The following is an 18,767-nucleotide window of genomic DNA, read 5'->3' as shown; positions in this document are numbered from 1 at the left end:
CGGAGCCCGCGCATGACCCTCGACACCGAGGTTTCCTCCCTGAAGCAGGTGCCGCTGTTCCGCGAGGTGGAGCCGGCGCGCCTGAAGCTCCTGGCCTTCACCAGCGAGCGGGTCCATTTCGAGCCGGGCCAGCGCTTCTTCGCCCGGGGCGACGTCGCAGACGCGGCCTACGTCATCCTCCAGGGCAACGCCGAGGTGAGCCTCGACGGTCCCGCCGGCCCGGTGCGCCTCGCCCTGCTCGGGCCCGACGCCCTCGTCGGCGAGATGGGCATCCTGGCCGAGCAGCCCCGCTCCGCCACGGTGACGGCCGAGACCGCGGTCACCGCCCTGCGCATCGACCGCGGCGTGTTCCTGGAGCTTCTGGCGCAGTTCCCGCAGATCAGCATCGCCCTGATGCGCGTCCTGGCCCTGCGCCTGGAGCAGACGAACCAGGCGCTGGCCGAGAGCCGGGCCTGACCCCTCACTCCGGCGGGTAGGTGATGAACTCCATCAGCGAGCCGTCCGGGTCGCGGAAGTAGACGCTGATCCCGGTCCCCGCGGCCCCGTGCCGCTCCACCGGCCCCAGCTCGACCGGCACGCCGAAGGTCTCCAGGTGGGCCATCGCCTCCTCGATCGTGCCCGACCAGCGGAAGCACAGGTCGCTGTTGCCGGGCATGACGGGCTCGGCGGCCACCGGCTCGGCCCGCACGCCGGGGCCGTGGCAGTTCAACTGCACGCCGCCGAACCGGTAGACGAAGCCGGCGCCGTGCGCGATCACCTCGGCGCCGAGCACGTCCCGGTAGAACGGGTTCGACCGCGCCCACTCGCCGACGTGGATGACGCAGTGGTCGAGATGGATCGCCGGGCGCAGCGCCGCGTCGGGCAGCACGCCCTCCGCCTCGGTCAGGGTCTCTGTGTCGGGCATGCGCGTCTTCCTGTTCTCCGTCTGTCCGGATCGGGAGATCGGCCCGAACCTGTTCAGACCCCTGCGACGCCGGGCGTTACGGGCACGAAACCTGTCGCGCGCCGCGCCGACCGGCCGGAGAATAGGGCGAAACCGCGGCGGTGGCAGCGGGCGCTCGTCCCGCGGCTGCGGCGCAAAAGCTACATCCCGTCAACCGGGGAGGGGTTAGGCAGGGGAAACCGCACGCTCTCGTCGGAAGGACCCATGACCGCGACGCGCCCGACCGCCCGCGCCTCAGCCCGCCGGCTCCTGCTCGCGCTGGCCGCCATCGCGCCGCTCGCCGCCTGCCAGACGCGCCCCGTCCAGGTGGCGGAGGACGACGAGTCCGCGTGGTACATCGGCACCAAGGCCGACAAGCCCTACGACATCCCCCTCGTCGACACGGGCCGGCTCGACCCCAAGTACCGCCGCCAGACGGTCGCCTATACCGGCCTGGAGAAGCCCGGCACGATCGTGGTCGACATCGACCAGCGCCAGCTCGTCCTCGTGCAGGAGGGCGGCACGGCGATGCAGTACGGCGTCGGCGTGGGCAAGCTCGGCTTTTCGTGGAAGGGCGAGGCCCGGGTCGGCCGCAAGGGCGTCTGGCCGGACTGGAGCCCGACCACGACGATGGTCGCCCTCCACCCCGACCTGCCGCGCACCCGCAAGGGCGGCGTCGACAACCCGCTCGGGGCCCGCGCCCTCTACCTCTACCAGGGCGACCGCGACATCCTGTTCCGCATCCACGGCACCAACGAGCCGTGGAGCATCGGCGAGCAGATGTCCTCGGGCTGCATCCGCATGCTCAACGAGGACATCGCCGACCTCTACGAGCGGGTGCCCGTGGGCACGCGGGTGCTGGTCAAGCGCAACGGCAAGTATCGGGTCTGACGGGGAACGGCGCGACCCGTCGCCGGCCGCCCGAGGGCGCAGGCCTCAGCTCGCCGGCTGCGTGCCGTCGCTGCCGAGCACCGTCGCGGTCGTGAGGCCGGACGGGCGGGCGTCGGCCCCGGCGGGCATCGGCCCGGCCCAGAGGCCCGCCCCGACCAGCAGGGCGGTGCAGACGGCGGCGGTGTAGAGCAGGGTCGTGACGGAGCGCATGGCTTTCGACAACCGGCGCGGGCACGCCGCGTTCCCCGCTCTGCACAGCCATGCACAACCTCCGGCAAGCCAAGCCGTAAAATTCGCCACATTGGTGCGCGATCTGGGCGGCTTGCCCGGGCCGCAGCCCGGAACCGACACGATCCCCGGAACACGCTCCATGTTGAGAACCGCCTTCGCACTGGCTCTGCTCTGCGGCCCGGCCTGCGCGGCCGGACCGATCAGCGGCCCCGCCACGGTGATCGACGGCGACACGATCGAGGTGCACGGCACGCGCCTCCACCTCTACGGCATCGACGCGCCCGAGCCCGCCCAGAACTGCGAGACCGCCCAGGGCCGGACCTACCGCTGCGGCCGGGCCGCCACCCGGGCCCTGCGCGAGCGGATCGGCGCGGCGACGGTCACCTGCGAGCGGCGCGAGGCCGCGAAGGGCCGCCTCTCCGCGGTCTGCCAGGTCGGCGGCGAGGATCTCGCGGCCTGGATGGTCGCGCAGGGCCACGCGCTGGCCAGCCGCCGCATCACGGCGGCCTATACCGGTCAGGAGGGCCAGGCCTGGGCGACGCGCCGCGGCCTCTGGGCCGGGACCTTCGAGAAGCCCGCCGACTGGCTCCAGGACCGGCTCCGCGTCGAGGCTTCCGCCGGGAGCGCCGCGGCCGAGTGAGCGCCCGCCCGGCGGCGCCGGCCCCGGCCGGTCCTCACGCCGTCCGGTCGCCGCCCTCCGTGAATTCCCGCCACAGCAGCACCAGGGCGGCCATCACCGCCGGCCCCAGGAACAGGCCGAGCAGGCCGAAGGTCTCGACCCCGCCGAGGATGCCGAGCAGCACCCACAGGAACGGCAGCTTGGTGGTGCCGCCGATCAGCGCCGGCCGCACGAAGTGGTCGGCGACGAAGGTGACGACGAGGCCCGCCACCGCCACCACGATCGCCCCCGTGGCCGATCCGGCCGCGACGAGGAGCAGCGCGGCGATGCCGATCGCCACCGCCGCGCCGAACGGGATCATCGCCGCCACCGCCGTCAGCGCCCCGAGCAGCACCGGGTGCGGCACCCCCGCGAAGTAGTAGACGATCCCGAGCAAGAACCCCTCGCCGAGGCCGACGAGGACCAGCCCGTCGACGGTGCCGTGCACCGAGGCGACCATCTGCCGGGCGACGCGCTGGCCGCGCGGACCGAACAGGCGGTCGCAGGCCTTGAGCGCCTGCGCCTGCAGCGTCCGCCGCTCCCGGAACAGGAAGAACAGGGCGACGAGGCTGAAGCCGAACAGCACCGCCCGGTGCACGATCTCGCGGCCGAAATTGCGCGAGAACCCGAGCAGGTCGCCGTTGTTGATGCGGTGCAGGAGGTCGGAGCCCGCCTGGGCGTGGCTGAGGTTCGCGGTCCACCACGCGGTGGCCTGGGCCGCGCCGAACGGCAGGTGCTGGAGGAATTCGGGGGGCGGAACCCCGTTCTTCTCGGCGTTGCGGACGAACTCGAGCACGTCGTGCGCTTCCCGCGCCGCCTGGACGGCGAGCACCGCCAGCGGCGCGAGCAGCACCAGGGCCACCGCCAGCACCGCCAGCGTCGGCAGCAGCAGGTTGTGCTTGCCCGGCGGGAAGCGCCGCTCCGCCCAGGCGTAGAGGGGCCCGAGCGCGATGCCGAGCACAACCGCCCAGGCGAGCGCCGGCAGGAACCCGTGCAGGATCCATAGGCCGAGGGCGGAGAGCGCCAGGACGAGGGCGACCCGGGCGATCCCCTGCGAGCGGGCCGTCTCGGCGGGCGGTGCGGCGGGGGCGGGGGGCGCTGCGGGGGGGGACGTTCCGGCGGGACGCGGCAGCGGTGTCATGGTCCTCGTCCTGAAGCGCGGTCGCCCCGCGCGGGGCCAGTGCGATCGTGGCAGGAAGATGCGGCGCGGGCCCGCGGTTCCAAGGGATGCCGAAGGGCGAGCGTCTAAGTTTGCCGGGTGCGGCGGCGCTTGCCGCCGCTCGGCCGCGTGGTGATGAAGCGGGCGCCACCGTCCTCACGGTGGGCATCGATCATCCACACCGTCAGGACGGTCGCCTCGCGACCGTTGGGGGCGGGCAGGGGCCATCGAAGTTGAACTTGAGGCCGAAGGACGTCACCCGCCTGCCCACGAAGCTCGCCGCGGTCGCGTGGGCAATCAAAGCGTCCCGAAGCTCTGCCGGGCGAGCGGCATCGAACCCGTAGCTGAGCAAGTACCGGCTCTTCGAATACCGGCCCTTCGAAACGCCGTCGTCGGATGCGGGGTCGAGCAGGTACGCATCGAGCTTCGGCGGCTCGACGTAGAACCGGTCCGGCCAGGGGACGAGATCGATCACGGTTCAGCGACGGGGATAGTGCGCGGCTATGGCATCCGCCCGGACCGTCGCCAGGGCCGAGAAGGGCTGCGCGAACTCAACCTCGAAGCCGGCGCCCTCGGCCCAGATCCCGTCCACGGTCCCCGTCAACCCGGCCGGAACCATGGCGCCGTCGTCGCTCTCGACCTCTTGAGCGAGGGGCACCCGATCGAGCTCGGCGATCGGCGCGCGCGCTGGGCGCACGGAAGGCGCTTCTGCCGAGGCCGTGGAACGCCGGAGCGCGGAGCGAGGATCGGGCACCATGAGCCGAAAGTACGCGTGATTCCCGCGTCCGCAAGCCGCGCGGACCGCCGCCCACACCCCGCGTGCCGTCCCAGCGTGCCGTCCCACGCCGAACCCTGGGCTCCGGTTCATGCTCCGCCGCCCCGGTCGCGCCCATCGCCCTGCGCAGAAGACCGCCGCGGTTGCCGCTCCCGACCCCCTCGTGTAGAGGTCGCTGCCGTCCGTCGGCGCCGCCCGCCGCAGCCGACGGGCCGCGCGGGACGTGAGCGCCGGCCCGCCCGGTGCCGACGGGGCTTCCCGCGGCCGAACCGGAACCGAACGCAGCCCGCGAGAACCCATGTCCGACGAGCCCGTCACCGGCAGCGCCACCTTCGATCGCGTGGCCGACATCATCGCCGAGACGGCCGACATCGAGCGGGACAAGATCACCCCCGAGAGCCACGCCATCGACGACCTCGGGATCGACAGCCTCGCCTTCCTCGACATCGCCTTCGCGGTCGACAAGGCGTTCGGCATCAAGCTGCCGCTCGAACGCTGGACACAGGAAGTGAACGAGGGCAAGGTCCCGGCCGAGGAGTACTTCGTCCTCAAGAACCTCTGCGCGCGCATCGACGCCCTGGTGGCCGAGAAGGCCGCGAAGGTCTGACGCGGCGCCCGGCATGCGCCTCGAATACTTCGAGATGATCGACGCCGTGCGGCACCTCGACCGGGCCGGCGGCCGGATCGAGGCGCTCGCCCGGGTGCCTGAGGCGAGCCCCGTCTTCGAGGGCCACTTCCCCGGCCACCCGCTCGTGCCCGGCGTGCTGCTGACCGAGACCATGGCCCAGGCCTCGGGCTACCTGATCCTCGCCCATCTCGACTTCGCGCGGATGCCGTTCCTGACCGGCGTCGACAAGGCCCGGTTCCGCAGCTTCGTCGGCCCCGGCGCGGAACTCGTCGTCAGCGCCAGCCTGGAGCACGACGGCTCCGGCTACGCCGTGACCAGGGCCGCGATCCGCCACGCGGACAAGGCGCTGTGCGACGCGGAGCTGCGCTTCCGCACCATGCCGTTCCCGGACGGGCTCGACACCCCGATGCGGGCGCGGGCGCGGGCGATCGGCCTCCTCGACGCCGCGGGGGCGGCGGCGTGAGCCGTCCGGTGGTCGTCACCGGCCTCGGTCTCGTCTCCTGCGCGGGCGAGGGGCTCGCCGCCCATCTCGCGGCGCTCGATGCGGGCACGCCGCCGCGGACGGATGCCGCGACCTTCGCGCCCTATTCCGTCCATCCCGTGCCGACCATCGTCTGGGACGGGCAAATACCCAAGAAAAGCGATCAGCGGCAGATGGAGGCGTGGCAGCGCCTCGGCGTCTACGCCGCGGGCCTCGCCCTCGACGCGGCGGGGGTGAAGGACGACGACGCCTTCAAGGGGGCGCTGCATCTCGTGGTGGCGGCCGGCGGCGGCGAGCGCGACTACGCGGTGGACGGGGCGATCCTCACCGGCCTGCGCGACGCGCCCGATCCCGGCGCCTACCTCAACGAGCGGCTTCAGAACGACCTGCGCCCGACTCTGTTCCTCGCGCAACTCTCCAACCTCCTCGCCGGCAACATCGCCATCGTCCACGGGGTGACCGGGGCCTCGCGCACCTTCATGGGCGAGGAATCGGCCGGGATCGACGCCCTGCGGATCGCCCAGGCGCGGATCGCCTCGGGGCAGGTCGAGGCGGTCCTGGTCGGCGGCTCCTACAGCGCCGAGCGGCCGGACGTGCTGGTGATCCACGCGATGGGCGGCTTCGCCGCCCGCGGCGGCTGGCGGCCGGTCTTCGCCCGGGGCGACGACGGCGGCTTCATCCTCGGGAGCTGCGCCGCCTTCCTGCTGCTGGAATCGGAGGCCGCCGCCGCGGCCCGCGGCGCCCGCGCGCTGGCCCGCCTCGCCCCGGTGGCGAGCGACCGGACCCGCCGGGCGCCCGGGAGCGTCGCGGCGAGCCTCGACGCCCTGTGGGCGCAAGCCGGGCTCGGGCGTCCGGACGCCGTGCTCACCGCCGCCACCGGCGTCGCGCCGATCACCGCGGAGGAGGGGGCGGCGCTGGCCCGCCTCGCCCCCGGTGCCCGGATCCGCGCGCTCGGCGACCTGATCGGCCACGGGCTGGAGGCGGCGGCCCCGTTCGGGGCGGCGCTCGCCGCCGGGCTGATCGCCGAGGGCCGGGCGGCGGAGGTCGCCGTCACGGCGGTGGGCCATCGCCGGGGCGAGGGGGCGCTGCGGCTGAGCGCGGGGTGAGGGCCGCGCGGACCGGTCCCGGGTGGGGCCGGGCGCCCGCGCGGTCGCTGCGCTACTGGACCAGCACCGCCTGATCGCAGCGCGTGCCGTCGACCGTCACCTCGGCGTAGCCCACCCGGATCCCGAGGATCCGCAGAAGGGTGTCGAGGATCCCGTCGAGGGGGCCGGTGGCGAGCTGGATCGCCGGCAGGAGGAGCGGCTTCAGCAGGGTCAGGAGGACGAGGTCCTGGCTGTCGAGGCTGAGGGTCAGGTTCTGGATCAGGCTGCCCGTGAGCGATCCGGTGAGGCCGGTCGTCGACGCCGACCGCGGCGTCAGACGGGTGATGTCGGCGTCCGTGAAAGTCAGGAGTTGCGGCGCGGGGGGCGCGATGCTGACGCGGGCCTGACCCCGAACCGAGATCGACAGCAGGCTGATCAGCGCGGCGCCCCGGGTCAGGTCGGGCGTCGCCGCGCCGACGGCGATGGCCGAGCGCGGCACGTCGGCGATCGCGAGGTTGAGCAGTCCCGGCTGGGCCTCGACCGTCACCCGCCGCTGGCTCGGATCCGTCGACGGGCAGGTCACCGAGCGCAGGGTCGCCCGCGCTGGCGCGATCTCCGCGTAGACCGGCAGGGTGATCGAACCGAGGTTGAGCGGGGCGGTGATCCCCACCTCGACGAGGAGGCGCGTCTGGGCGGTGTGCAGCGTGGCGGCCGCGCTGCCGGGCTGCGCCCAGCCCGAGCTCTGCCGGCGCTCGCCGACCGCCAGGGTGATGCGGGCGGAGAGCAGGCCCGCGACGCTGGTGCCCAGGTCGATCGCCACCTGGCGCTGGCCGTTGGCGAGGCTGGCGGCGTCGGCGATCAGGTCGAACAGGCCGGCCTTCGGCCCGGCGGCGTTCGAGCCCGGCGTGAGCGCGGCGGCGTCGCCGAGATCGGCCACCTGGGCGATCGGCACCGGCGCGGCGGCGGCGCTGGATCCCGTGAGATTGCCCAGCAGGGTGCCCAGCGCGTTGACGGCGGGGGCGGCGTTGGTCTCGCCCTGCATGGCGACCCGCAGGGCGGAGATGATCTGCCCGACGCTGGCGTTCATCTTCAGGAGGCGGTTGTAGTCGCCGACCTCGACACCGAGAGTGGTCGAGAGGGCGTCGAACACGCGCAGGATGTCGACGCGGGCGGAGAGGATCGCGTTGTAGTCCAGCACGCCGAGGGAGAGCTTGGCGCCGAGCATTCCCCCGAGCACCGCGTTGAGGAGCCCGCCGTTGAGGGCGGCGGTGCCGGAGCCGAGGGTGAAGCTCGCGAACTGCGCCTGCGCCGCCGTGGCCGTGACCCGGATGGGGACCACCGGCGGGAGGCCGACCGCCTGGGCGAAGTGCGTGCGCACCGAGGTCTGGAGAGCGACGCGGACGGCGTTGCCCGGTGCCGCGCCGGCCTTGAACCGGTCGGCCGGGGCGACCTCCGCGTCGCCCGCGTAGGCGCCCGTGGCGACGGTGACGGCGTTGCCGGCCGCGTAGCCGTTGTCGGCCAGGGACAGCCGCGCCCGGGGCTCGGCCTGGGCGAACCGCGCCGCGGCGCTCAGGGCGGCGAGGTCGACCGCGCCCTGCGCCTTGCGCCGCGCCAGGGCGACGGTGCCGAGATCGAGGCCGACCGTCGCGGCGCCCATCAGCAGCATCGCGCCGAGCGCGACGAGCACCGCCACGCTCCCGCGCCTGTCGCGACCGAGCCGCCCGAGGGCCCTCACGCGTGCGACCGCATCCATCCCCGCCGCTCCTGCCTTCGGCTCCGAAGCAGTGTCGGGAGGACATTCGACTTTTGGTAGTTATCTGCTGATTAACACAACCAAAAGACGCGATCCGGGGTTAACAGATCCTGACGCATCCGCTCGCGTCAGCCGTACCCCGACCGTCCCGCGATCCCGAAGGCAGCGCATCGGGAGCGCGTCGGGGTTGCAGTCCGAGCAGCGTCAGCCGAACTGCTCGCGCAGGATGCGCTCGTCGAGGCTGTGGCCGGGATCGTGCAGCAGAACGAGTTCGGTGGCGCGGTCGAGGCGCGTCTCGACGGTGCAGACGCGACGGAACTCGTTGTGGTCGGCCACCGCCGCCACCGGCCGGTGGGCGGCGTCGAGCACCTCGATGTGGATGCGGGCGTAGTCCGGCAGCAGGGCGCCCCGCCAGCGCCGGGGGCGGAAGGCGGAGATCGGGGTCAGCGCCAGCAGCTTGGCATCGAGCGGAAGGATCGGGCCGCCGACTGAGAGATTGTAGGCGGTCGAGCCGGCGGCGGTGGCGCAGAGCACCCCGTCGGCGATCAACTGGTCCAGGCGGACATGCCCGTCGACCGCGATCTTCAGCTTGGCGGTCTGGTGGGTCTGGCGCAGCAGGTAGACCTCGTTGATCGCCCGGGCCCGGTGCCGGCGCCCCTCGGTGTCGACCGCCTCCATCAGCAGCGGGTGGATGACGCTGCGCTGGGCGCTCTCCAGGTGCTCCAGCAGGTCGTCCTCGCGGAACTCGTTCATCAGGAAGCCGACCGTGCCGCGGTTCATGCCGTAGATCGGCTTCGGCCGGTCCATGAACCGGTGCAGCACCTGAAGCATCAGGCCGTCGCCGCCGAGCGCCACCACCACGTCGGCCTCCTCCGGCGAGACGTGGTCGTAGCGCCGCATCAGCAGGTCGGCGGCCTCGCGGGCGTGGCCGGTCGGGCTGGCGACGAAGGCGATTTTCCTGAAGGCCGGCATGGCGCTACAGGTAACCCGGGCGGCGTGTCCGGCTCATGTCACGGCTCCCATCCCTGTGAGCGCTCCCCGCCGCGGCGGCTGCCGGTCCGGCGGGTGAGCGCGGCGTTCAAGAGCGAACCGCCCGGTCGTCCGCGGGGCGTCGGTCGGACCTGTCCCGCCGGAGGAGGCATAGCATGGAGCGTCCGCTCCTCGTCTACACGACCTTTCCCGACGCCGCCTCGGCGCTGACGATCGGCGAGGCGCTGGTGCGGGAGCGGCTCGTCGCCTGCGTCAACGTCCTGCCGGGGATGCAGTCGGTCTACGCCTGGAAGGGCGCGGTCGAGCGGGCCGACGAGGTCGTCGCGCTCCTCAAGAGCCGCGAGGGGCTGAAGGCGGCGCTCGCCGCCGCGCTGAAGGCCTGCCACCCCTACGAGACGCCGATCATCCTGCACCTGCCCGTGGCGGAGGCCGACCCCGACACCGCCGCCTGGATCCTCGCCGAGACGCAGCCGGGGGCGGATGCGGGCCATGCCCCTCAGGCGCCGCCGACCGGGTAGCTGCGGCCCTTCCACGTCGCCGCCCCCGCCCGCTCGCGGCGCAGCAGCACGTTCCACTGGATGGCGAGCGCGGTGAGCACGGTGGCCGGGTGCAGCGGGACCGTGGCGAACGGCTCGCGCGTGGCCCGGGTGATCGCCGCGCGGGTGCCGAGCGACAGGATCAGCGCCAGGGCGGAAGCGGCCCATGCGGCGGGCGGGAGAAGTCCGAACACGCCGGCCAGCACCATCACCGGCGGCAGCAGGTGGCCGAGGCCGAGCAGGAGCGTCCAGACGGGGAGGGCGCGGGCGGTGGCCATGCCCTCGTGGGCGTTCTTCGAGAACCCGGCCCAGGCCCCCGTGAACCCGTCGTACATCCGGCAGGTCGCGAGGTCCGCCCCGGCCACAAGGTCGGTCCGGTAGCCGGCCGCGCGCAGCGCCCGGGGCAGGCGCACGCCGTCGTGCAGCGTGTCGCGCACCGCGCCGTGGCCGCCGGTGGCGGCGTAGGCCGCGGCCTCGATCAGCATGAGCTGCCCGCAGGCGGCCCCCAGCGACGGGTCGGGCCGCCGCCGCATCAGCGGCACCGGCAGGTAGCCGAGCAGCAGCAGGTTGATGGTCGGCACGGTCAGCCGCTCGCCCAGCGTGTCCATGCGCTGGCGCGGCACGCCGCTGACGAGGGCGGCGCCGGTCCGGCGGGCGTGGCCCGCGAGGGCGGCGGCGGCCCCCGGCTCCAGGCGCACGTCGGCGTCGAGGAACAGCAGGTGGCGGCCCCGGGCGAGGCCGGCCATGTGGACGCAGGCGTTGTTCTTGCCGGTCCAGCCGTCCGGCAGGGCGGGGATCGGCGCCAGCCGCAGGCGCGGGTCGCCGATCCCCCGGACGAGGTCGGGGGTGGCGTCTGTGGAGTGGTCGTCGCCGACGATCACCTCGACCGGCACGTCGGCGCTCGCCAGCGCCGCCCGCACGGTGCCGACGATGTTGGCCGCCTCGTTGCGGGCGGGGATCAGGATCGAGACGAGGCCGCCGTCCGGCCCGGGCGCGGGGGGGCGCAGCACGGAGAGGTTCACCGCCGCCAGGGCGGCCGGAAGCCCGGCCGCCAGCAGGCAGAGCAGGGCGAGGGCGGTCAGGAGGGTGTCGTGCATCGCCGCTTCAGATCGTCCGCCGTCCGGCCTCGCCACGTTCTGTCTGCTCGTGGCGATCGATGCACCAAAATCTCACGCCGCGCGATCCCCGCCGTTGACGGGACGGTGGGCGGGATCGAAGCGGCGGCCCGCGAGCCGCGCCGCGAGCCGGCGCCACAGGTCGTAGACGCCGCCGACGCCCTTGCGCCCCGCGACCAGGGTGCGGAAGCGCGCCGGCTCGCGGCTGACGACGTCGCGTCCCAGGCGGTCGAGCAGGGCGGCGAGGTCCCCCTCCATCCGGGCGAGCCGCTCGGACCTCGGCAGGGCGGCCAGTGCGGCGCCGGGGACGCCCGGGCCGAAGGCCGCGAAGGCGCCGGCCCCGCGCTCGTCCCAGAAGGCGTATTCGAGGGCGAGCGGCACGAACAGGGCCTCGGGGGCGATCTCCGGCAGCCGGGCGACGCCGGGGCGCAGGTCGAGCGGCCGGGCGCGCACGTCGGCGAACCGCCCCTGCGCGGTGATCCACAGCGCGCTGCCGGGCCGCGCCAGGATGCCCCGCGCCGCGGCCAGGAACTGGGCGCCGCCGCGCGGGCTGTCGAGGTCGACCCCGAAGGCGCCGAGCCGCTCGAAGATCCGGTATTTCCGGAGCATCGCCGCGTCGAACGGCGCCCGGTTGTCCCGCTCGGGGCAGGTGCGGGCGGCCAGCACGATCAGCACCAGCGCGTCCCACCACGCGGGGTGGTTGCAGTAGACGACGACCGGCCCCGCATGGTCGGCGGGCGGCGCGCTCCACAGGGGCAGGCGCAGGGCGTCGAGGTGGCGGTGCAGGTAGCGCGCGAACCAGACCGCCATGAAGCGGCGCAGCAGCGGCGAGACCGGCGCCGGCTCGGCGGACCGCCTCACCGGGACCTCACGCCGAGGCGCGCAGCGCGCCCCGGGCGTCCTGGTCCCGCGCGCCCCGGGCGTCCTGGTCCCGCGCGCCGCGCGCATCCTGATCGAGCGCGTCCGCGGCGATCCAGCCCGACATCATCACCATCGGCATGCCGGGCCCCGGATGGGCGGCCCCGCCCGCGAGGTAGAGGCCGCGCACCGCCCGCGAGCGGTTGCCGGGCTTGAACGCGCCCATCACCCGGCCATGGGAGGCGAGCCCGTAGATCGCCCCGTTGAGCACCCGGTAGCGCTCGTGGATGTCCTGGGGCGTCAGGTGGCGCTCGACGACGATGCGGTCCTCGAGGTCGTGGAGGCCGGCGGTGCGCTTCAGCTTGTCGAGGATGGTCCGGCGGTAGCCCTGGAACAGCGGCCCGTCGGGGCGCCAGTCGTGCCCCGGCCGCAGGTAGGGCGTGTGGACGAGGACGTAGAGCGCCTCGCCCCCCTCCGGGGCCACCGACGGGTCGGTGCTCGACGGCGCGGCGAGGTAGGCGGTCGGGTCCGGGGCCGGCTCGCCGCGGCGGTAGATGGCGTCGAACTCCTCTTCCGGGTCCCGAGAGAAGACGAAGTCGTGGTGGGCGAGGTGCTCGTAGCGCTCCTTCAGCCCGAGATAGAGCACCACGCCGGAGCAGGCCGGCTCGGGGTTCTTCTTCGCGATGGCTTTCGCCGGCGCGCCGCCGACGAGCTCGCGGTAGGTGCGCACCGCGTCCATATTGGAGATGACCGCGTCGTAGGGCGTGACGCCCTCGGACGTGCGCACCCCGCGCACCGCTCCGTTCGCGGTCTCGATGCCCGTGACCTCGACGCCGGCCTTCAGCGTCGCGCCGAGTTCCTCGGCGAGCTTGGCCAAGCCCTCGGCCACGGCGCGGGTGCCGCCCATCGGATACCAGACCCCCTCCGCCGTCTGCATGTGGGCGATGGCGCAGAGCACGGCCGGCGCGCCGTAGGGCGAGGAGCCGACATACTGCACGAAGTGGTCGAGCATCTGCGCGAGCCGCGCGTCCTTCACCTTGCCGCGGATGGTCGAGGCGACCGAGGCGTGCATGCGCAGGGACAGTACGTCGCGCAGCGTGCCGGGGTTCATGTTGGCGCGGATGTTGATCGTGTCGAACAGGTCCTCGACCGGCTTCCAGAAGAAGAACCGCTCCGACACGCCGTGCAGGTGCTCGGAGAGCGCGATGAACCGCTTGTAGCCCTCGCCCGCTCCGAGGCCCGGCGCGAAGCGGTCCATGTCGCCGGCCATCCGGTCGACATCCTGCATCAGGTCGATGCGGCTGCCGTCGTCGAAGAAGCAGCGCCATTGCGGGTCGAGGCGGCGCAGGTCCATGTAGTCGTGGACGCTGCGCCCGGCCTCGGCGAAGACCCGCTCCAGCACCCGCGGCACGGTGAGGATCGTCGGCCCCATGTCGAACCGGAAGCCGCCCTCGTGCAGCACCGCGGCCTTGCCGCCGAGCCAGCCGTTCTTGTCGTAGACGGTGACGCGGTGGCCCCGCGCGGCCGCCACGCAGGCGGCGGCGAGCCCGCCGAGCCCCGAGCCGATCACCGCGACCGTCGAATCCTGGCTCATGCTGCTCGGTCGCTCCCGGGGGCCGAGGGGCGCCTGAGACGGCGCGGCCCGCTGACGGGAAGCTAGGCCTGGGGCGGATGCGGTCAACGCGCCAAGCGGTCGCTGGCGTCGCGGCCTCCGCGCGATGGGTCGGTGGGACCAATCGCCGAAGGCATCGGCATCGCGCTCCCTGAGTCCGGCCTCGATAATAATTTGAGGTTGGTTATTGAAACCTGAAATCTACCATTCCATAAATCCTTCGCGAATCGAGAGGGGGGAGTGGACGCGTGAGTTCGGAGGAGACCAAACGGCGCCTCGCCAGACAGATCGAGATGATCCGCGATACGACGGAGGAACGGACCTTCGACGTGATCGTGCGGATGCGTCGTCCCGACGACGAGGAGCGCTCGCTCATCGATACGGTCTCGTCGGCGTTCAACCGGCGGCGGCTGTCGATCTCGGCGCGGGATTTCCTGCCGCAGCGGCGGGAGATCCAGAACGCCCGCCCGCCCCGCAGAGGCAGGACGGCGAGCCGGGCCGTCCAGAGCGACAGGCAGAGCCTCGCGGCGGAGGTCGCGAGCGCGATCGACCCCCGCGGCCGGTTGAGCACCGTCGAGGGCCTGCGGTCGGCGAGCCTCGCCGCACTCGACCCGCTGATCCAGTCCGATGCCGTCCGGGAAGCCAAGGCGGCCGTGTCCGCGACCAAGCCGAACGCGCTGGACCCGATCCCGTTCTGGACGTCCGGCAGCGCCATCATCACCGTCCGGGACGAGGATCTGGCCCGGATCGTCGAGGCCGTCCCCGGGATCGAGGATATCTACCCGAACCGGAGGCTGTTCGTGCCGCCGGTGGCGGTCCCCAGGAAGGTCCCCGAAGCGATCGAGGACAACAAGGCCAGCAGTTGGGGCATCCGCCGCATCGCTGCCCTCGGGGCGTGGGGCGCCTACGGGTGCCGCGGCGATGGCGTCCTGGTCGGTCTCCTCGACACGGGCGTGGATCCCGACCACCCCGACCTCAAGGGAAAGATCAAGCACTGGGCGGAGTTCGACGCCACGGGCGTCGAGGTGCAGGGGTCGACGGCGCACGACAGCGACCGCCACGGCACGCATTGCGCCGGGACGATCGTCGGCGGCGACGCGAGCGGCCGGTGGATCGGCGTGGCGCCGGAGGCCCGTCTGGCCGCGGCCCTCGTGCTCGACGGGCAGCGCGGCGGCACGGACGCGCAGGTGCTGGCCGGCATCGACTGGGCGGTCAACCTCGGGGTCGACGTCATCAGCCTGTCGCTCGGCGCCTTCGTCCTCGGGCCGGCGACCCCCAACACGTATACGCGCGCGATCCTCAGCGCGATGCGCGTGGGCATTCCCGTCGTCGCCGCGATCGGCAACGAGGGCAGCCAGACCAGCGGCTCCCCCGGGAGCGACTACTTCGCCTTCGCGGTCGGCGCGACCGACCAGAACGATCTGGCGGCAGGCTTCAGCGGCGGCCGGACGCAGATCATCCAGACGTCGAGCTACTTCCCGCCGGAAGCGCTGCCGCTGCTCTACTCGAAGCCGGATATCTCCGCGCCCGGCGTCGCGGTGTGGTCGTCCGTGCCCGGCGGCGGGTGGGAGCACTTCAACGGCACTTCGATGGCCACGCCGCACGTCGCCGGGGCCATCGCGCTGCTGCTGAGCGCCACGAACATCAAGGATGAGCCCCCCGGCGACCGCGCCTTCCTCATCCAGGACCTCCTGACCGGCTCATCCGAGGAACTCGGCGAGGCCGGGCAGAACCATCGCTTCGGGTTCGGCAGGCTCGACATCCTGCGGGCGATCGGCTTCGCCAGGGATCTCGGGTACGGCCCCTCGTCGCGGCCCGCGCACGCCGTCGTGGGCAGCTCCCCGAGAAGGCATCCTTAGGGCCTTTGCCGCACGCTCCACGGCGCTTACAGTGTCGTTGAAGTTTCGTCGCGCTCCGGGGCGGATCCCCGTCCGCGGCGGATCTTCCAACCGCGCCGGGGACGACGATCATGGATCTGGCAGCCACCGTACTCGCGAAGATTCAGTCCGACGGCCTGCGCAGCGAGGCGGTCGCGGAGACGGCGACGGCCCACACCGTGATCGTGGAACTGGACCTGCCGATGCCGAAGCTGGAAACGGCCGTGCGGGCGACGTCGAGCCTGCGGGGCAAGCCGAGCTTCCGCTTCGCCCCGCCGGATCCCGGCGCGGAGGCATCGGCGGCATCGAAGATCGCGGCGTCCCGGGAGGACATCGCCCAGATCACCGGCAACCTCCCGGAAACCTACCTGCCGACCTCCGGCAGCTTCGTCGTCAAGGCCAGCGGCGAGCAGATCGCGCGCATCGCCCGGATGGCGAGCGTGTCGGCGATCTGGCCGAACTCCCACCGCGGACGCTGAGGTTCGCGCCGGATCCGGCCTCGGCGGGACGGCGTCAGGTGCCCTGCCGCGAGACGGCGGCCACCGCCACGCCGAGCCCCGCGAGCGCCGCCGCGGCCAGCACCACCAGCGCCGGAGCGGCCGCGCCGAACCCCTCGCCGAGGGCGGCCTGATAGGCCTCGATCGCCCAGGCGTTCGGGGTCAGCCAGCCGGCCTGTTGCAGCCAGGGGGGCATGAGGAAGCGGGGCACCATCGAGCCGCCCACCGCCGAGACCAGCAGCACGCCGAAGGTCGCGGCCAGTTGCGCCTGCTGGCGGGTGGCGGCCAGCGCGCAGGCGGCGAGCGCGAGGCCCGCGGCCATGGCCGCGATCAGGGCGCAGGCGGCGAGGAAGGCCGGCCAGTGCGGGCCGATCGCGACGCCATAGAGCAGGGCGGCGGCGCAGACGATCAGCCCGGCCTGGACCATCCCCTGCGCGGTCAGGAACGCGAACTTGCCGAGCACCACGACGGCGAGGCCGCCCGGCCCGGCCGACAGGCGGTCGCTCAGGCCCGATTCGCGCTCGTCCACCAGCGACAGCGCGCCCTGCATGGCGGCGAACAGCAGGAACACGGCGGTGATCGCGCCCGCATAGTAGCCGACCCGGGCGTTGGCCGCGCCCGCGACGGTGGTGCGCCGCTCGACGAGGTCGGCGAAGGCAAACGGCTCCTTGCGCGCCCGCTGCTCGGCGAAGGCCTCGTCCAGGAACTTGCGCTCGTCCGGGCCGATCTTGCCGGTGCGCTCCACGTCGGCCACCACCCGGGACAGCACGACGTCCGGCAGGGCCGCGTTGAGGACGCGCTGGAGCTGGCCGAGCGCGATCGGCGTGGCGAGCGCCCGCGCCGGGTTCTCCACCAGCACCACCGGCTGGTCGGCATCGGGGGCGGGGGCGGGGGCGTCGGTGCCGGCCGCGCCGGAGGGGCTGGCGATCAGGTCGCCGCGCAGCGCCAGCGCCACGTCGACCTCGCCGGAGCGCACCGCGCGGACCACGGCGTCGAGATCCCGCGCCGCGAGCCGCGTGACGCGCAGCGAGGGGTCGGCGATCAGGGCGTCCACCAGGCGGTGCGTGGCCGGCGTGCCGGCGAAATCCGCCAGCCCGAGATGGATGCGGATGCGGTCGCCGATCGCCCCGGAGAAGATCGCGGCGAAGATCGCGAACAGGACCGTCGGCAGCGCGAAGGCCATCGCCAGGGCGGCGCGGTCGCGCAGGAGGGTGAGCAGCATCACCCGGAAGGCGGCGCCGATCACCGGGCGGCCCCGCGGCTGCGGGCCGGGCCCGCGATCGGGTCGGCGCGCACGTCCCGCGGCCGCACGGCGTCGAGGTAGAGCGCCTCCAGGCCCGGGGCGCGCACCCGCACCTCGGCCACCGGCACGCCCTGGGCGCGGAGAGAACCGAGCAGGGCCGCGCCGTCGAGCCCGGGATGCCCGTGCGCGCGCCGCTCGCGCCAGCGCAGACCGTCCGCCTCGGCGGGGGCGAAGCCGGCGCGGCGCAGGGCGGCCTCGGCGGCGGGGTCGGCGGCGGCGGTCAGGATCAGCTCCCGCTCCGGGGCGCCGACCCGGAGCGCCGCCAGCATGTCGGCGAGGCGGCCCTCGCGGACCACCCGGCCCTGCGCGAGGAAGGCGACGCGGTCGGCCAGCCGCTCGGCCTCGGAGAAGTCGTGGGTGGTCAGCAGGATCGCCGTGCCCTCCGCCCGCAGCCGCGCGAGCACCCCGTGGATCGCCGCCCGGGCGGCGAGGTCGACGCCGCTCGTCGGCTCGTCGAGCAGCACGAGGCGCGGGCGGTTCATCAGGCTCGCGGCGATGTTGACCCGGCGCCGGAAGCCGCCCGACAGGGTGGCGACCAAGCTGTCCGCCACGGCGGCGATGTCGGCCAGCGCCAGGGCCTCGGCCAGGGCCGCCCGCCGCGCCCGCCGGGGCACGCCCGCGAGCTGGGCGAAGACCGACAGGTTCTCGGCGACCGTCAGCCGCGGGTAGAGGGCGATCTCCTGCGGGACCCAGCCGATGCCGCGCCGCGCCGCGCGCTCCCGGAACGGGTCGGCGCCGTCGATCCGCACGGTGCCGGCGGCCGGGGCGAGGCGGCCGGCGGCGAGGCGCATCAGCGAGGTCTTGCCGGCCCCGTTCGGCCCGAGGAGCGCCAGCGTCTCCCCGGCCTCCAGGGCGAGGTCGATCCCTTCCAGCACGGGACGGTCCCGGTAGCCGAAGCGGATCCCGGCGAGCCGGACGAGGGGCTGTCCGGCGCCCATGCCGCGCCTCAGCGCCGGGGCAGGGCGCGGGCGAGCCGGACCCGCACGCCGGTCCCGGGCTCGCGCACCGCGAAGGCGGCGCGGGCGAAGTCCGGCCGCGCCCGGCGCCCCGCCTCGCCGGAGAAGCCGTAGGGTTCGGTGGGCAGGCCGAGCGGCGTGCGGTCGAGCCGGCCGTTGTCGTTGCCGTCCTGGTAGGCGGCCACCGCGTAGGTGCCCGGCGCGACCTCGCGGAACACGAGCCGCGCCGTCCCGCCCGCGGCCTGGGCCTCCTCGCCCCGGTCGCAGGCCGCGTCGGTCAGGCCGTCCCGGCACAGGGCGACCCGGACGGGTCCGCCGCCGGGCTCGATCCCGTCGACCTCGACCTCGACGGCGGCCGCGTGCGCGGGCGTCGCGAGCTCCGCGAGGAGCAGCGCCAGGAGCGGCGCCAGGAGCGGCGCGAGGCCTGGCGGGGCCGGACC

22 protein-coding genes are annotated in these 18,767 nt (G+C 74.0%); 9 read left to right on the top strand and 13 right to left on the bottom strand.

Going from position 1 to position 18,767, the window contains the following annotated elements; translation table 11 throughout:
- The first annotated feature begins 12 nt into the window (after positions 1-12).
- Positions 13-456, top strand: a complete 444-nt coding sequence (locus tag Q8W71_RS23320) for a cyclic nucleotide-binding domain-containing protein (RefSeq protein ID WP_305527806.1) — start codon at positions 13-15, stop codon at positions 454-456.
- 4 nt (positions 457-460) lie between these two features.
- On the opposite strand, the gene Q8W71_RS23315 is transcribed toward Q8W71_RS23320, so the two are convergent.
- Positions 461-904 carry a VOC family protein gene (locus tag Q8W71_RS23315; RefSeq protein ID WP_305527805.1) on the bottom strand — a complete coding sequence of 148 codons (444 nt, stop codon included), beginning with the start codon at positions 902-904 and terminating at the stop codon, positions 461-463.
- A 243-nt stretch (positions 905-1,147) separates the two neighbouring features.
- Between Q8W71_RS23315 and Q8W71_RS23310 the strand changes: the two genes are divergently transcribed.
- On the top strand, positions 1,148-1,813 hold the full coding sequence (locus Q8W71_RS23310) for a L,D-transpeptidase (protein WP_305527804.1): 666 nt from the start codon (positions 1,148-1,150) through the stop codon (positions 1,811-1,813).
- A gap of 45 nt (positions 1,814-1,858) precedes the next feature.
- Here Q8W71_RS23310 and Q8W71_RS23305 read toward each other — a convergent pair whose 3' ends face one another.
- Complete coding sequence (locus Q8W71_RS23305; protein ID WP_305527803.1) at positions 1,859-2,023, bottom strand: hypothetical protein; 165 nt, start codon at positions 2,021-2,023, stop codon at positions 1,859-1,861.
- A 160-nt stretch (positions 2,024-2,183) separates the two neighbouring features.
- Between Q8W71_RS23305 and Q8W71_RS23300 the strand changes: the two genes are divergently transcribed.
- Positions 2,184-2,684, top strand: coding sequence for a thermonuclease family protein (locus Q8W71_RS23300; RefSeq protein WP_305527802.1), 501 nt, complete (start codon positions 2,184-2,186; stop codon positions 2,682-2,684).
- A 34-nt stretch (positions 2,685-2,718) separates the two neighbouring features.
- Here Q8W71_RS23300 and Q8W71_RS23295 read toward each other — a convergent pair whose 3' ends face one another.
- From Q8W71_RS23295 to Q8W71_RS23285, 3 genes are all read right to left on the bottom strand, one after another.
- Positions 2,719-3,843, bottom strand: coding sequence for an AI-2E family transporter (locus tag Q8W71_RS23295; RefSeq protein WP_305527801.1), 1,125 nt, complete (start codon positions 3,841-3,843; stop codon positions 2,719-2,721).
- Between the two features lie 202 nt (positions 3,844-4,045).
- Positions 4,046-4,336 carry a hypothetical protein gene (locus tag Q8W71_RS23290; RefSeq protein WP_305527800.1) on the bottom strand — a complete coding sequence of 97 codons (291 nt, stop codon included), beginning with the start codon at positions 4,334-4,336 and terminating at the stop codon, positions 4,046-4,048.
- Positions 4,337-4,339: 3 nt separating this feature from the next.
- Entirely contained in the window at positions 4,340-4,558 is a 219-nt protein-coding gene (locus Q8W71_RS23285; protein WP_305527799.1) for a DUF4926 domain-containing protein, read from the bottom strand.
- A 376-nt stretch (positions 4,559-4,934) separates the two neighbouring features.
- On the opposite strand from Q8W71_RS23285, the gene Q8W71_RS23280 reads away from it, so the two are divergent.
- The 3 genes from Q8W71_RS23280 to Q8W71_RS23270 are packed head-to-tail and all read left to right on the top strand — an operon-like array spanning position 4,935 to position 6,851.
- Complete coding sequence (locus Q8W71_RS23280) at positions 4,935-5,243, top strand: acyl carrier protein (RefSeq protein WP_305527798.1); 309 nt, start codon at positions 4,935-4,937, stop codon at positions 5,241-5,243.
- Positions 5,244-5,256: 13 nt separating this feature from the next.
- On the top strand, positions 5,257-5,727 hold the full coding sequence (locus tag Q8W71_RS23275; protein ID WP_305527797.1) for a 3-hydroxyacyl-ACP dehydratase FabZ family protein: 471 nt from the start codon (positions 5,257-5,259) through the stop codon (positions 5,725-5,727).
- The gene (locus tag Q8W71_RS23270; RefSeq protein WP_305527796.1) at positions 5,724-6,851 is read left to right on the top strand and encodes a beta-ketoacyl-ACP synthase; all 1,128 of its coding nucleotides are present in this window, start codon (positions 5,724-5,726) and stop codon (positions 6,849-6,851) included. Before Q8W71_RS23275 ends, Q8W71_RS23270 begins: the two co-directional genes overlap by 4 nt.
- Positions 6,852-6,903: 52 nt before the next feature.
- On the opposite strand, the gene Q8W71_RS23265 is transcribed toward Q8W71_RS23270, so the two are convergent.
- Complete coding sequence (locus Q8W71_RS23265) at positions 6,904-8,583, bottom strand: pilus assembly protein TadG-related protein (protein WP_305527795.1); 1,680 nt, start codon at positions 8,581-8,583, stop codon at positions 6,904-6,906.
- Positions 8,584-8,787: 204 nt separating this feature from the next.
- Positions 8,788-9,555, bottom strand: coding sequence for an NAD kinase (locus Q8W71_RS23260; RefSeq protein WP_305527794.1), 768 nt, complete (start codon positions 9,553-9,555; stop codon positions 8,788-8,790).
- Between the two features lie 173 nt (positions 9,556-9,728).
- Here Q8W71_RS23260 and cutA point away from each other — a divergent pair, with 173 nt between their 5' ends.
- Positions 9,729-10,091 carry a divalent-cation tolerance protein CutA gene (cutA, locus tag Q8W71_RS23255; RefSeq protein ID WP_305527793.1) on the top strand — a complete coding sequence of 121 codons (363 nt, stop codon included), beginning with the start codon at positions 9,729-9,731 and terminating at the stop codon, positions 10,089-10,091.
- Here the strand turns inward: cutA and Q8W71_RS23250 are convergent.
- The 3 genes from Q8W71_RS23250 to Q8W71_RS23240 form a co-directional block, all read right to left on the bottom strand.
- Positions 10,070-11,206, bottom strand: a complete 1,137-nt coding sequence (locus Q8W71_RS23250; RefSeq protein ID WP_305527792.1) for a glycosyltransferase family 2 protein — start codon at positions 11,204-11,206, stop codon at positions 10,070-10,072. The two genes, cutA and Q8W71_RS23250, sit on opposite strands and share 22 nt — an antisense overlap.
- 72 nt (positions 11,207-11,278) lie before the next feature.
- On the bottom strand, positions 11,279-12,034 hold the full coding sequence (locus Q8W71_RS23245) for a lysophospholipid acyltransferase family protein (protein ID WP_305527825.1): 756 nt from the start codon (positions 12,032-12,034) through the stop codon (positions 11,279-11,281).
- A gap of 58 nt (positions 12,035-12,092) precedes the next feature.
- The gene (locus tag Q8W71_RS23240; protein WP_305527791.1) at positions 12,093-13,676 is read right to left on the bottom strand and encodes a phytoene desaturase family protein; all 1,584 of its coding nucleotides are present in this window, start codon (positions 13,674-13,676) and stop codon (positions 12,093-12,095) included.
- A 266-nt stretch (positions 13,677-13,942) separates the two neighbouring features.
- Between Q8W71_RS23240 and Q8W71_RS23235 the strand changes: the two genes are divergently transcribed.
- Both Q8W71_RS23235 and Q8W71_RS23230 read left to right on the top strand, forming a co-directional pair.
- Positions 13,943-15,553 (top strand): S8 family peptidase, encoded by a 1,611-nt coding sequence (locus tag Q8W71_RS23235; RefSeq protein ID WP_305527790.1) that lies wholly within the window; start codon positions 13,943-13,945, stop codon positions 15,551-15,553.
- Between the two features lie 110 nt (positions 15,554-15,663).
- Positions 15,664-16,050, top strand: coding sequence for a hypothetical protein (locus Q8W71_RS23230; protein ID WP_305527789.1), 387 nt, complete (start codon positions 15,664-15,666; stop codon positions 16,048-16,050).
- A gap of 34 nt (positions 16,051-16,084) precedes the next feature.
- On the opposite strand, the gene Q8W71_RS23225 is transcribed toward Q8W71_RS23230, so the two are convergent.
- From Q8W71_RS23225 to Q8W71_RS23215, 3 genes are read right to left on the bottom strand one after another with little or no spacing between them, the layout of a single operon-like run.
- A complete protein-coding gene (locus Q8W71_RS23225; RefSeq protein WP_305527788.1) occupies positions 16,085-17,314 on the bottom strand; it encodes an ABC transporter permease in 1,230 nt (409 codons plus the stop codon).
- Positions 17,311-18,309, bottom strand: a complete 999-nt coding sequence (locus Q8W71_RS23220) for an ABC transporter ATP-binding protein (RefSeq protein ID WP_305527787.1) — start codon at positions 18,307-18,309, stop codon at positions 17,311-17,313. The genes Q8W71_RS23225 and Q8W71_RS23220 overlap by 4 nt, the downstream gene beginning before the upstream one ends.
- An 8-nt stretch (positions 18,310-18,317) precedes the next feature.
- Positions 18,318-18,737 carry a DUF2141 domain-containing protein gene (locus tag Q8W71_RS23215; RefSeq protein ID WP_305527824.1) on the bottom strand — a complete coding sequence of 140 codons (420 nt, stop codon included), beginning with the start codon at positions 18,735-18,737 and terminating at the stop codon, positions 18,318-18,320.
- Positions 18,738-18,767 lie beyond the last annotated feature (30 nt).

Source organism: Methylobacterium amylolyticum (genome assembly GCF_030700245.1).
Classification (GTDB): domain Bacteria; phylum Pseudomonadota; class Alphaproteobacteria; order Rhizobiales; family Beijerinckiaceae; genus Methylobacterium.
Note: the sequence above shows the minus strand (reverse complement) of the source record. Positions and strands in the feature narration are given on the sequence as shown.